The organism is Ruegeria sp. AL12 (assembly GCF_056540885.1).
Genome location: NZ_JBQFXN010000001.1, coordinates 867,279 through 879,221 on the forward strand (window position 1 = coordinate 867,279; position 11,943 = coordinate 879,221).

The 11,943-nt window shown below is 57.9% G+C and carries 11 protein-coding genes and 1 tRNA gene; 9 read left to right on the forward strand and 3 right to left on the reverse strand.

What is annotated here, in order from left to right; translation table 11 throughout:
• Window positions 1–2: 2 nt before the first annotated feature.
• Window positions 3–1,088, reverse strand: a complete 1,086-nt coding sequence (locus ACR0C6_RS04355) for an AI-2E family transporter (protein WP_480445183.1) — start codon at window positions 1,086–1,088, stop codon at window positions 3–5.
• A 159-nt stretch (window positions 1,089–1,247) separates the two neighbouring features.
• Here ACR0C6_RS04355 and ACR0C6_RS04360 point away from each other — a divergent pair, with 159 nt between their 5' ends.
• The 3 genes from ACR0C6_RS04360 to ACR0C6_RS04370 all read left to right on the forward strand — a co-directional run bounded on the left by ACR0C6_RS04360 (window position 1,248) and on the right by ACR0C6_RS04370 (window position 4,291).
• Window positions 1,248–2,114 (forward strand): YihY/virulence factor BrkB family protein, encoded by an 867-nt coding sequence (locus tag ACR0C6_RS04360; protein ID WP_480618382.1) that lies wholly within the window; start codon window positions 1,248–1,250, stop codon window positions 2,112–2,114.
• A complete protein-coding gene (locus tag ACR0C6_RS04365) occupies window positions 2,111–4,012 on the forward strand; it encodes a multiheme c-type cytochrome (RefSeq protein WP_480618384.1) in 1,902 nt (633 codons plus the stop codon). The genes ACR0C6_RS04360 and ACR0C6_RS04365 overlap by 4 nt, the downstream gene beginning before the upstream one ends.
• 105 nt (window positions 4,013–4,117) lie before the next feature.
• Window positions 4,118–4,291 (forward strand): hypothetical protein, encoded by a 174-nt coding sequence (locus ACR0C6_RS04370; protein WP_480618386.1) that lies wholly within the window; start codon window positions 4,118–4,120, stop codon window positions 4,289–4,291.
• Here ACR0C6_RS04370 and ACR0C6_RS04375 read toward each other — a convergent pair.
• Window positions 4,288–5,010 carry an RlmE family RNA methyltransferase gene (locus tag ACR0C6_RS04375; protein WP_171204794.1) on the reverse strand — a complete coding sequence of 241 codons (723 nt, stop codon included), beginning with the start codon at window positions 5,008–5,010 and terminating at the stop codon, window positions 4,288–4,290. The genes ACR0C6_RS04370 and ACR0C6_RS04375 overlap by 4 nt on opposite strands.
• Window positions 5,010–6,122, reverse strand: coding sequence for a Ppx/GppA phosphatase family protein (locus ACR0C6_RS04380; RefSeq protein ID WP_171115826.1), 1,113 nt, complete (start codon window positions 6,120–6,122; stop codon window positions 5,010–5,012). The genes ACR0C6_RS04375 and ACR0C6_RS04380 overlap by 1 nt, the downstream gene beginning before the upstream one ends.
• A gap of 180 nt (window positions 6,123–6,302) precedes the next feature.
• Here ACR0C6_RS04380 and ACR0C6_RS04385 point away from each other — a divergent pair, with 180 nt between their 5' ends.
• From ACR0C6_RS04385 to ACR0C6_RS04410, 6 genes are all read left to right on the forward strand, one after another.
• Window positions 6,303–8,189 carry a PhoX family protein gene (locus ACR0C6_RS04385; protein WP_480618387.1) on the forward strand — a complete coding sequence of 629 codons (1,887 nt, stop codon included), beginning with the start codon at window positions 6,303–6,305 and terminating at the stop codon, window positions 8,187–8,189.
• Window positions 8,190–8,436: 247 nt separating this feature from the next.
• On the forward strand, window positions 8,437–8,733 hold the full coding sequence (locus ACR0C6_RS04390) for a virulence factor (protein WP_117868895.1): 297 nt from the start codon (window positions 8,437–8,439) through the stop codon (window positions 8,731–8,733).
• Window positions 8,734–8,758: 25 nt separating this feature from the next.
• Entirely contained in the window at window positions 8,759–9,685 is a 927-nt protein-coding gene (locus tag ACR0C6_RS04395; protein ID WP_480618389.1) for a methylenetetrahydrofolate reductase, read from the forward strand.
• Between the two features lie 9 nt (window positions 9,686–9,694).
• On the forward strand, window positions 9,695–10,756 hold the full coding sequence (locus ACR0C6_RS04400; protein ID WP_224855895.1) for a methyltetrahydrofolate cobalamin methyltransferase: 1,062 nt from the start codon (window positions 9,695–9,697) through the stop codon (window positions 10,754–10,756).
• A 130-nt stretch (window positions 10,757–10,886) separates the two neighbouring features.
• Window positions 10,887–11,714 carry a polyphosphate kinase 2 family protein gene (locus ACR0C6_RS04405; RefSeq protein ID WP_480618391.1) on the forward strand — a complete coding sequence of 276 codons (828 nt, stop codon included), beginning with the start codon at window positions 10,887–10,889 and terminating at the stop codon, window positions 11,712–11,714.
• Between the two features lie 70 nt (window positions 11,715–11,784).
• Window positions 11,785–11,858: transfer RNA gene (locus ACR0C6_RS04410), tRNA-Gly, on the forward strand.
• Window positions 11,859–11,943: the final 85 nt, after the last annotated feature.

An 11,943-nucleotide genomic window follows, 5' to 3' on the forward strand; every position in this document is an offset into this window, starting at 1 on the left:
ACCTAGCTTGCTGCGGCCTGACTGTTATCCTCGCCCAACCTGCCATCCAATGACATCAGTATGGCGACCGGCCGAAGGGCCGGGATGTGGCTGAACACGATCAGGATGCATACGGTCAGAGGAACGCTCAGAAACGCGCCGATCAGACCCCAGACCGTTGTCCAGAAGGTCAGGGCCAGAATGACAAGAAAGGTCGACATGTTCAGGGATCGGCCAAGCATGGCCGGATCCAGGAAATTGCCGATCAGGAATTGGATCGTTCCACATCCCAGCACGATCACCAGGAAGGGAAGGATCGTTTCGAATTGAACAAGCGCGATCATGGCCGGAAAAAACACCGCTATGATCGAACCGATCGAGGGGATGAAGTTCAGGGCAAAGGTCAATACGGCCCAGGTTTCCGCGTATTCCAGACCAAGCGAGCGGAAAACCGTATAGCTGATGGTTGCCGTTATCAGGCTGATCAGGGTTTTGACGCCGACATAGCGCTGCAAGCTGACCGAAATCGCATCGAGCATGGTGGAAAACTCTGCTGCGGCGACAGGATTTCCGGCGGCCAGTTGGATCTTTTTCCGAAAGGCAAGCCGTTCGGCCATCAGAAAGGCGACATAAAGGCTGATCAGGAAGAACTGGTTCAACAATGAAGTGGCGCTGCCCAGCAACACGCGGGCGACATAGGACATGTCGATACTGACCAGATTGTCACGAATGAAGGTGGTCACGTCGTTGCCGACCAGCCCCGTTACACGCTCGACCGCACCGTCAAACTGGTTTTCATAGGTGCTGATGGATCGTGCAAACTGCGTCGCCTGACTGCCCAGCACGTACATGATCATGAACAAACCCGCCAGAACGACGGTCACACCGGCAATATTTGCCAGCCAGACCGGAGCGCGGGTCAGGGCTACGACGCGATCGCTCAGCGCGATGATCAGAACATTGACCAGCAGCGCCATGGCCAGCGGGATCAGGAAGTTCGCACCGGCATAGAGGCCCAGCACGATCAGGGTCGCGATGATGCATGTATCCCGGACAACGGACAATCGAAGCCTGGGTCTAACCGTGATGTCTTTTTGATCCGGTGTCATTCGGTATCCTGTATCTGGCCCATTTCCCGTCCTGCGCCGCCCAATCCTGCACGCGAGGCCCGGTTTGTGCAATGCGTTCAGGCGTTTGTTGGCCCTCATTCTCGCAATAGATATCCATGACGGGTTCTGTGTTCCATTTCGGCAGGTTAGGGTTGCAGCATGACCACTGCCGCGAATCCCCTGTTTGGCCGACCTGTTCAGGCACTTTGGCTGTCGATCCGCCGGTTCAGCAGAAAGAACGGTTTCGTCATGAGCAGCCACGTGGCCATGTCGCTGATGATGGCGCTGTTTCCCTTTGTGCTGTTCACCGTGGCGCTGGCAGGGGCGTTATCTCAAGGCTATGTCACAGATGAATTGATTGACCTGATTTTCGGAGCGTGGCCCAAGGACGTCGCTGATCCGATCGTGGCCGAACTGCGGGCCGTTCTGGCCGGATCCGGCTCGGGTGTCATCACCTTGGGGGGGCTGCTGGCGATTTACTTTGCCTCCAACGGCGTGGCCGCCGTACGTGCAGCCATGAACCAGGCCTACCATGATGAAGACAGTTGGCCGTTCTGGAAAACCCGGCTGCTTTGTCTGGTGTTGGTCATTCTGGGCGGGTCGGCCATTCTGATCATTGCCGCGGTCGAGGTGGTTTTGCCGGTCTATACGAAACTGGTGGCTGAACACACGGAAGTTGCCGTGGCCAACTGGTTTTCCGTGGATCGCCTGCGCTGGACGTTCACCGTGGCGGTTCCTGCGGGCACCGTTCTTCTGGCGCATCTTGTGCTGCCGACTCGCAGGCACAGCCTGATGCAAATCCTGCCTGGCGTATTGTTGACTTTGGTCTTGTGGGCGGCTGGTGGATGGGCATTTTCAATTTATATCAGCCAGTTCGCCACCTACAGCGCCACCTATGCTGGGTTGGCGGGGGCCATGGCGGCATTGATTTTCCTGTATCTCTATTCCGCGATCCTGATTTTGGGGGCCGAATACAACGGTGCATTGATTGACCTGCAAAAAGCCGCCGAAGGAGATACGGCATGAGATTTGCCCTGATACTGGCCTGCCTTTCAATCGCTGGTGAAGTTCAGGCGCAGACACCGGAGTATGTGGGTTCAGACCAGTGTACCGACTGTCATCAGCAAGAAGCCGAAGCCTGGGCCGCGTCACACCATGCGCTGGCCTGGACAGACCCCGCTGACGGCGCTGTTGTGGCGGATTTCAACGGTACCCGGTTCGATCATGACGGGATGTCCGTCCAGTTCAAAAATGAGGCGGGTAGGTTCACCGCCGACGTAACGGAAAAAGATGGCGCAACCACGGAGTATGACGTTCATTCCGTAGTCGGGATCGAACCCTTGCAGCAATACCTTTTCGAGACCGAACCGGGCCGGTTGCAAAGTTTTGATGTGGTTTGGGACACAGAGCAAAAGCGCTGGTATCACCTGTACCCTGATCAGGACCTGCCGCCTGATGACGGGTTGCATTGGACCGGTCCTTACAAGAATTGGAACGCGCGCTGCGCCGAATGTCATGCCACGGGTTTTGAGAAGAACTACGACCCTCAAACCAGAAGCTACACGTCACAACAGGTCGAAATCGGGGTCGGGTGCGAGGCCTGCCATGGGCCGGGGTCCGCACATATCGACTGGGTCCGGGAAAAGCGTTCTTCAGATGGCCTGGCCAATGCCGGCTTTCTGTTGAGTTGGGGCAAGGGGCGGACCGAACAAGAAATACAGCAATGCGCCGGATGTCATTCCCGGCGCGAGGCGCATGGCAACGGAAACCCGGTTCCGGGAACCCCGTACCATGATGCCTATAATCTGGCCGTGCTGCGCCCCGGTTCCTATCATCCCGACGGGCAAATTCTGGATGAGGTCTACGTCTACGGCTCGTTCCTGCAATCCCGGATGTATGCACAGGGCGTCGGATGCATGAACTGCCACGAACCGCACAGCGCAGAATTGAAAGCCGAAGGAAACGGGGTTTGCACACAGTGCCATTCGCCTGCCGGAAATCCGGAATTCGCAACCCTTTCCGCAAAGGACTATGACACGCCTGCGCATCATAATCACCCGGAAAACAGCGAAGGCGCCCAGTGCAAAAGCTGCCACATGATCGAGCGGACCTACATGGGTGTCGACGGTCGACGCGATCACAGTTTTCGCATACCGCGACCGGATCTTGGGCTAGGCGTTGATGCCTGCACGGACTGCCATCAAGACCAGGATCAGGCCTGGGCCGCAAGCCAGATAGAGGGCTGGTTTCCGGGATCGCCAAATCGACGCCCGCATTATGGGACAGTTTTCAAAGCCGCGGCCGAAGGGCAGCTCGACACGCCCGAAGGTTTGCTTACGGTCGCAATGGATGCGTCGCAGCCCGGGATCGTCAGAGCGACCGCCGCTTATCTGTTGCAACCGTTTGGGTCGCCACAGATCGCCGCTGACACAGCGCCGCTTTTGCAGGACGTTGACCCGCTGATACGAGCAAATGCAGCGGCGCTGCAACGTCAGGCCAGCCCGGCAGATCAGGTGCGCAGGCTCGAGCCGTTGTTATCTGATCCTCTGCGAAACGTGCGCATCGCCGCCGCCAAAGAGTTCCTGAGCATACCGCCGCAGGGCTTGACGGCTGAGCAGCGGGCCAAGCTTGGGCAGGGCATGTCGGAATGGCAGCAGGTCATTTCGAACAGGTTGGACGCCCCGGAAACCCATCTTGTTCTGGGGGGCATGGCTTTGACGCTTCGCAACGCGCAGGCGGCGGAACAGGCGTTCAGAGAGGTCGTGACGCTGGACCCGCAGAGGGCAGAGGCGTGGCCGATGCTGGTGCAATTGGCGCAGATCAATCGTGGCCCGGAAGCTGCGCGCATAGTGCTGCAAGAGGCGCTGGAAAGGCTGCCGGATGATCCCAACCTGCTGCAATTGTCGCAACAGTTTGGGCGCTGACCCGGCACATCCGTGCCCGAATTCTTTCATTTTGACGGCAGAATTCCTTGTTACAGCCAAGAACAAAGTGCTGATCCGAGGTGAGTCATGTCCAGAGAAGCAACAATGCGGAAGATTCCGGGTTCAAGCTCGGTTTCACTAGCCCAGCGGATCGAAGACCTGCGCAACCGGGAACCATCATACGTGACGCACGGAGATACGCTGATGTTGCAGGGAATGGCTGCCACGTCCTTGCGTGAACAGCGTCTGAGCGGAAATCTTATCCGGCTAGATGATTAAGAGCCGCCTCGAAACCCGGTTGCTACAACGAATTTTTCCGAACTGTCCGAACGAGACGCCGGCGGTTTGACATTGGCGACTTTCTGGAATTTCTGCTTGAGCAACTTTTGCAGATCGCCCTCAGCCCCCCCAGCCAGAACCTTGGCAACAAAAGTGCCGCCTTCTTCCAGAACGTCAAAGGCGAAATAGGCGGCAGTTTCGCACAACGCCATGATGCGCAGGTGATCGGTCTGCTTGTGCCCCGAAGATGCCGCCGCCATATCCGACATCACGACGTCTGCCTTGCCGCCCAGCCAGTCTTTGACCTTCTGGTCGGCGTCATCTTCCATGAAATCCAGAACGTGGATTTCGGCCCCGGCGATTGGTTCGACCTCTTGCAGGTCGATGCCCAGCACGGTTCCGATCCGTTTGCCTGACTTTTCGCCCAGCGCGTTCACGCGTTTGACGGCCACCTGACACCAACCGCCGGGCGCACAGCCCAGATCCACAACCCGCGCCCCAGGCACGAGAAAGCGGAATTTGTCGTCCAGTTCCAAAATCTTGTAAGCTGCGCGCCCCCGATAGCCTTCGGACTGCGCACGCTTGACATAGGGATCGTTCAGTTGCCGCTCGAGCCAGCGGGTCGAGCTGAGCTTGCGCCCGCGCGCTGTCTTGACCTTGACCTTCAGGTCGCGTTGCCCGCGGCCCGAATTGTTTTTTCCACTTGGTGTCTTCGCCATCAGAACGGTCCGTCTTCCAATACACCGTCCGCGCTCATCTGTGCATAAAGCAGACCTTCGCGCAGCCCTCGGTCCGCCACCGAAAGGCGGTCAGTGGGCCAGCAACGGAGCAATGCCTGCAATATGGCCGAGCCGGACATGATCAGGGCTTGCCGGTCTTCACCAATGCGAGGGTCCCGGCGCCGCCCATGAGGGCCGAGTTCTAAATACCCGCGTATGACTTTGTCAATCTGATCGCTGGTCATGCGCAGCCCGTCCACTTTGGTCCGGTCATAGCGCTTGAGGCCCAGGTGCGAGGCCGCAACAGTGGTGACCGTGCCGCTGGTGCCGACGATCTGAAACCCTTCGCGCGCCTGTTCGTCCTTGTAGGGGGCAAAGTCGGCAAGGTTTTCTTCGAAAAACCAACTCATCAACGCAAAACGGGCCGCGTCATCCTCGACATCATTGAACTGGTCCCGCAGCGTTGCGACGCCCAGCGGCACGCTGATCCAGTCAACGACCTTGGCTGCGGGAAAAGGGCTGTCGACAGTGTGAAACCCGTGATGCAGCCGCATGATGGCCGCGGGCCGGTCGCGCCGTGGAACGGACGAGATGTCAATCCAGACCAATTCGGTCGAGCCGCCTCCGATATCGACGACCAGCAACTGCTCGGTCTTGGTCGAAACCAGCGGGGCACAGGAAATCACCGCCAGACGGGCTTCTTCCTCGGGCTGAATGATCTCGAGCGTAAGGCCGGTTTCGCGCTTCACCTGCCGGATGAACTCGCGCGAGTTTTTGGCGCGGCGGCACGCCTCGGTCGCGATCAGACGCATCCGTTTGACCTTGTTGCGTTTCAGCTTTTGCTGACAGATTCGCAATGCCTGAACGGTACGCGACATCGACGCCCGCGACAGTCGTCCGGTGCGTTCCAGACCCGCGCCCAACTGCACGGATTTGGAGAAACTGTCGACCACATGGAACCCACTTCCCTTGGGTTGGGCTATCAACATGCGGCAACTATTTGTCCCCAGATCCAGAGCCGCATAAAGAGCATCCGGATCGGGTCTTGCCGGCGCGGGGCTTTCGACCGCTTTCGGGAACGCGCCCGCACCTTTGGGACGCTTGGGCGCCATCTTTACGCCCTCCGATTTTCGAGTTACCCCGACCCTAGGCGGGGGATTGCTGACGTGCAAGTGATTTCAATTTTGAAATTAACGCGCGTGTCACATGCCGTTCACAAAATGATGCGATCTCCATGGGCGAACCCACGTTCGGGTTTATCTATTAGCTCTCAGCCAGATACGGAGACCGCAATGAAAGATGAGCGCATCCTTTCCTTCGACGAATTCGATGAAGTCGTAAATCCGCGCCCAGAAGAATGTGAATTTGATCGCGTTGTCGAACGCGCATTGTCCCGTCGCGGTTTTTTGGGCGGCGTTTTGGCGACGGGCAGTTTCACAGCTGTTGGTGGCTCGCTGATTCCTTCAGGGGCTCACGCGGTTTCCAACCGCTTCGCGTTTGAGGCGATTCCCGTGTCGACTGCGGACGAGGTCATTGTTCCCGCTGGATACAAGGCGGATGTTATGGTGCGCTGGGGCGATCCGCTTTGGTCGGACGCGCCAGAGTTCGATCACGCGACCCGTGGTACGGCTGCCAGCCAGGAACGCGCCTTTGGTGACAATACCGATGGTCAGGACATTTTCTTGCATGACGGTCACGTTCTGCTGGTTGTAAACAACGAATATACCAATCGTGACATCCTGTGGGGCAACAATCCGGACGCCAAGCCAGCATCCGATGACGACATCGCAAAGGGCATGATGGCGCATGGTGTCACGATCGTGGAAATCGCGAGCACCGATGGCAAGTGGGGCATCGTGAAGGACAGCCCCTATAACCGCCGCGTTACACCGCAGACCGAAATGTCCATTACGGGTCCGGCCGCCGGTCATGACTTGATGAAAACGGCCGCCGATCCGTCCGGAACGACGTGCAAGGGAACATGGAACAATTGCGGAAATGGCGTGACGCCGTGGGGCACTTACCTGGCTTGTGAAGAAAACTTCAATGGCTACTTCTCGGCCGAAGACGAAAATCACGAGGTCAATGCTGATCTGAAACGTTATGGCGTATCGTCAAAAGACTGGGGTTACGGTTGGGCCAAAATTGATGACCGGTTCGACGTCTCGAAAAACCCAAACGAACCGAACCGTGCTGGTTTTGTGGTTGAGATCGATCCGACTGACCCAACCTCGACTCCGCGAAAACTGACCGCTCTGGGACGCTTCAAGCACGAAAACGCCGAAGTCATAGTAAACAATGACGGTCGCGTCGTCGTTTACATGGGCGATGATGAACGCGGCGAGTTTCTTTACCGCTTTGTCTCGGAAGGTGTTTATGCCGCTGGTGTGGACACAAACGCACTGTTGGAACAAGGCACACTTTCGGTTGCCAAGTTCAACGACGATGGAACCGGTGAGTGGCTTGATCTGACGCCGGAAAGCACTGGCATGGCCTCGCAGGCCGAGATCAGCATCCACACCCGTCAGGCTGGTTCGGCGGTTGGAGCAACCACCATGGATCGTCCCGAGTGGGTTGCGGCAAATCCGAACGCGCCCGAGGTTTACTGTTGCTTGACCAACAACAAGAACCGTGGCGTCAAGCCGAATGCAGGGGGCGACGATACCTCGGCCAACGGCCCGAACCCGCGGGACAAGAACAACTACGGTCAGATCGTTCGCTGGCGCCCGGATGGCGGCGATCATGCTGCGGCTGGCTTTGGCTGGGATCTGTACGTTCTGGCAGGCAATCCCACTGTCCACCAAGACGCCTATGCCGGATCCGAGAACGTGAACGCCGACAATATGTTCAACTCACCCGATGGATTGAAGTTCGACAGCAACGGCTTGCTGTGGATCCAGACCGATGGCAATTATGGCAACGAAGGTGACTTCGCCGGGCAGGGCAACAACCAGATGCTGGCAGGCGACCCTGTCACCGGCGAAATCCGCCGTTTTCTGGTTGGCCCCAACGAATGCGAGGTCACCGGTCTCAGCTGGTCTCCGGACCGTCGCACGATGTTTGTCGGCATTCAGCACCCGGGCGAAGATGGCAACAGCCATTGGCCTGAAGGCGGGGACTCGGTGCCACGCTCGGCCATTATCGCCATTACGCGCGAAGATGGCGGTTTGGTCGGCTAAGGCCATTTGCCCCATCAATTCTTGCCTCGGACGGTTTTTCCCGTCCGGGGTTTTTCTTTTTCATGCAGCGCTTTCATAGAGACAATGAGAATTTTGATATGCGCGTTTTCCCGGAAACTGGGTAAAAGCCACTACACAGCAGTGGGCGCAAAACGTCGTTTGGAAAGCGTCGTGTGTCGAAAATCGACCGACCCAGGCCTACATTGAAGTTTAGAACCGGCCCATCGGGTTAGGAGGAATCACAGCAATGCCTGACGTCACCATCGTGTATTGGCGCGACATTCCCGCTCAGGTCATCGTCGGCAAAGGCCGTCGTGGCGCAAAGCGGCAGTTGGAAGAACGGTTTGAACAAGCCATCGACCGTGCCGCCATGAAGGTGAACGCCAAGGACAGTGATGCCTATCTGGCCGAATGGCGCAAAGCCGAACCTTTCGCGGTCGAAGGCGATCCTGCCGAGATTGCCGAAGCCGAGGCTGTGCGTCTGGAAACGGAATACGATCAGGACCGCGTCAAAGCGCTGATCGCAAATGACGGTTGGGCATGAGCCCCAGACTTTATGGGAGGCCGAAATGGCTTTGCTGAACTTCAAGAAACGTGATGCGGTCGAAAGCGGCCCAGTAAATCCGACCGTCGAAGCCTTTTTGCAAGGCTATTCGATCGAGGTCATGCCGCGTACCGCTGAAAAGGTCGACGATTTCCGCGCGCTGCTGCCCGAGGGGACACGCGTTTACATCGCCCATATCGAGGGCACGCCCATCGAAGACATGGTCAAGACCGCCAAGCGAATTGCGGCGGAAGGTTACCCTGTCATGCCGCATTTTCCGGCACGCATCATCAAGGATGCGGCGACGTTGGAAAACTGGATCGCCATGTATCAGGGCGAAGCAGGCGTTGAACAGGCGTTGTTGCTGGCGGGCGGTGTCGCCAACCCGCACGGCGAGTTCGACAGCTCGATGCAGTTGTTGGAAACCGGTCTGTTTGACAAGGCGGGCTTCAAGCGCCTGCACGTGGCGGGCCACCCCGAAGGCAACAAGGACATCGACCCCGACGGTTCGACCAAGAACGTCGATGACGCGTTGCGCTGGAAGCAGAAATTCAACGAGACCACGGATGCCGAAATGGCGCTGGCAACACAGTTCGCCTTTGACGCCAAGCCGATCATCGCCTGGGCCGACAGCCTGAAAGAAGCGGGCATCGATCTGCCGATCCATATCGGAATCGCTGGCCCGGCCAAGCTGCAAACCCTGATCAAATTCGCCATCGCGTGCGGCGTTGGGCCGTCGCTGAAGGTTCTGCAAAAGCGCGCCATGGATGTCTCCAAGCTGTTGCTGCCCTACGAGCCGACCGATGTCGTGACCGAACTAGCCAGCCACAAGGCGGCCAACCCGGATTTCAACATCACCAACGTGCACTTCTTCCCGCTGGGCGGGATCAAGACCAACGCCAACTGGGCGATCAATAACGGCGGCGCTTCGGCAAAGCCTGTAAACTCCTAAGGAACGGACATGACACGAACAGTCGTAGAATCAAAAACAAAAACAGCCGTCCTGGGCTTTGACGAACCGTTCTGCGTGATCGGTGAGCGGATCAACCCGACCGGCCGTAAGAAACTGGCCGCCGAGCTGGAAGCGGGCGACTTTTCGACCGTTGAGAAAGACGCCATTGCTCAGGTAGCGGCTGGCGCGACCGTTCTGGATATCAATGCGGGCGTTGTCTACAACTCGAACCCCAACCCGAACGAGACCGAACCACCGCTGATGCGCAAGATCGTCGAGCTGGTGCAGGGTCTGGTTGACGTGCCGCTGTGCATCGACTCGTCGGTTCCGGGCGCGCTGGAAGCCGGTCTTGAAGCGGCTGAAGGTCGTCCGCTGCTGAATTCGGTCACCGGCGAAGAAGAGCGTCTGGAACTGGTTCTGCCGCTGGTCAAAAAGTACAACGTACCGGTCGTGGCGATCTCGAACGATGACACTGGTATTTCGGAAGACCCCGATGTGCGCTTTGACGTCGCCAAGAAGATCGTCGAGCGTGCTGCCGATTTCGGCATCCCTGCACATGACATCGTGGTTGACCCGCTGGTTATGCCCATCGGTGCGATGGCGACCGCCGGTCAGCAAGTGTTCGCACTGGTTCGTCGTCTGCGCGAGGAACTGGGCGTGAACACCACCTGCGGTGCGTCCAACATCTCGTTCGGTCTGCCGAACCGTCACGGCATCAACAACGCGTTCCTGCCGATGGCGATGGGCGCGGGCATGACCTCGGCGATCATGAACCCGGTGGCGCTGCCCGTGACGCAGAAGAAGATCGCCGAGAAAAAAGAGGCCGTGGCTGCGGCCGGTATCATCCTGCCCGAAGGCATGGACGATGAAACCTTCGTACAGATGTTCGGTCTGGGATCGACCAAACCGCGCGCCGGCAAGGAAATGGAAGCCATCCGCGCGGCAAACCTGCTGACCAACAACGACCCGCATGGCGGTGAGTGGATCAAGTTCAACAAAGCACCGGATGAGGCTGGCGCCGCTGGGGCCGCCGGTGGCCGTCGCGGTGGTGGCCGTCGCCGCCGCGCCTGATCTGAACGACACAGACTGCAAACAAAGGCCGGGCTCAGCGCCCGGCCTTTTGCATTTGACCCGGATCAATGTCGAATTTGCAGAAGGTTTCAGAATACCCTGATCCAGGATGCATTGATCAGGTGGCAGCATGAGCAAACATCACCCCCCAAAACTCTCGGATGCGGATCTGACCAGGAAACTGAACAAAAAGGTCTACTTCGATCAGCTGATCGAATTGCAGACACGATTGGCGAGAATTCAGCAAGCTTATCTGTTTCATGGGCTCAAGGGCGTGTTGGTTTTCGAAGGGTGGGACGCTGCCGGAAAAGGTGGGACCATTCGCCGGATCAGTCAGGCCCTGGACCCGCGCAGCTTCAAGGTCTGGCCGATCGGCGCGCCCCGGAACTACTATCTCAACCGGCATTATTTGTTGCGTTTCTGGGAACGCCTGCCGCCTTCGGGTGCGATCTCCGCCTTCGACCGCAGCTGGTACGGCCGGGTTTTGGTTGAGCGGATCGAAAAGCTGACTCCGGAAACACGCTGGCGGGCCGCGTATCAGGAAATCAATGATTTCGAACGAATGCTGGTCGATGACGGGACACGAATCGTGAAACTGTTCTTCCACATTTCACAGGAAGAGCAGATGCGCCGATTTACCGAGCGGCTGACCAACCCGATGAAACGCTGGAAGCTGACTTATGAAGATTTCAGAAACCGCGAAAAATGGGATGTCGCAGAGGTGGCCGTGGATGAAATGCTGGCACGGACGTCGACGGAAGTTGCCCCTTGGCACGTGATTCCGTCCAACAACAAGAAATATGCCAGGATCACGGCCATGAAGGCCATTGTCGATGCGTTTTCGGAAGGGGTTGATCTGAACCCCCAGCATCTGGATCGCCGTACTTTGGAAGCAGCGGGCAAGACCTTGGCTGTCGACCAGTCCCTGATTGACAGCCTGAGGGCCCGAACCGAGTAAGAACCCGAAAAAGGTTGGTTACGATCCGGGTTGAACGTCTGGATGTTCTGGTGTTATTTCATCTGACAAGGCGGGTATGATGTAATGGTAGCCTGTCAGCTTCCCAAGCTGAACGCGCGGGTTCGATTCCCGCTACCCGCTCCAAAACCGGACTGCAAGGCGCTGTTAATTCATCAAAAAGGTGACGCTGCGTGGCTTTGCCACCGCCTTCACGGATCTAGCCGGCACG

Excerpts from the sequence above, each read along its gene's own strand:
- ACR0C6_RS04355 (WP_480445183.1), bottom strand. The coding sequence starts at position 1,088 with ATGACACCGGATCAAAAAGACATCACGGTTAGACCCAGGCTTCGATTG.
- ACR0C6_RS04360 (WP_480618382.1), top strand. The coding sequence starts at position 1,248 with ATGACCACTGCCGCGAATCCCCTGTTTGGCCGACCTGTTCAGGCACTT.
- ACR0C6_RS04365 (WP_480618384.1), top strand. The coding sequence starts at position 2,111 with ATGAGATTTGCCCTGATACTGGCCTGCCTTTCAATCGCTGGTGAAGTT.
- ACR0C6_RS04370 (WP_480618386.1), top strand. The coding sequence starts at position 4,118 with ATGCGGAAGATTCCGGGTTCAAGCTCGGTTTCACTAGCCCAGCGGATC.
- ACR0C6_RS04375 (WP_171204794.1), bottom strand. The coding sequence starts at position 5,010 with ATGGCGAAGACACCAAGTGGAAAAAACAATTCGGGCCGCGGGCAACGC.
- ACR0C6_RS04380 (WP_171115826.1), bottom strand. The coding sequence starts at position 6,122 with ATGGCGCCCAAGCGTCCCAAAGGTGCGGGCGCGTTCCCGAAAGCGGTC.
- ACR0C6_RS04385 (WP_480618387.1), top strand. The coding sequence starts at position 6,303 with ATGAAAGATGAGCGCATCCTTTCCTTCGACGAATTCGATGAAGTCGTA.
- ACR0C6_RS04390 (WP_117868895.1), top strand. The coding sequence starts at position 8,437 with ATGCCTGACGTCACCATCGTGTATTGGCGCGACATTCCCGCTCAGGTC.
- ACR0C6_RS04395 (WP_480618389.1), top strand. The coding sequence starts at position 8,759 with ATGGCTTTGCTGAACTTCAAGAAACGTGATGCGGTCGAAAGCGGCCCA.
- ACR0C6_RS04400 (WP_224855895.1), top strand. The coding sequence starts at position 9,695 with ATGACACGAACAGTCGTAGAATCAAAAACAAAAACAGCCGTCCTGGGC.
- ACR0C6_RS04405 (WP_480618391.1), top strand. The coding sequence starts at position 10,887 with ATGAGCAAACATCACCCCCCAAAACTCTCGGATGCGGATCTGACCAGG.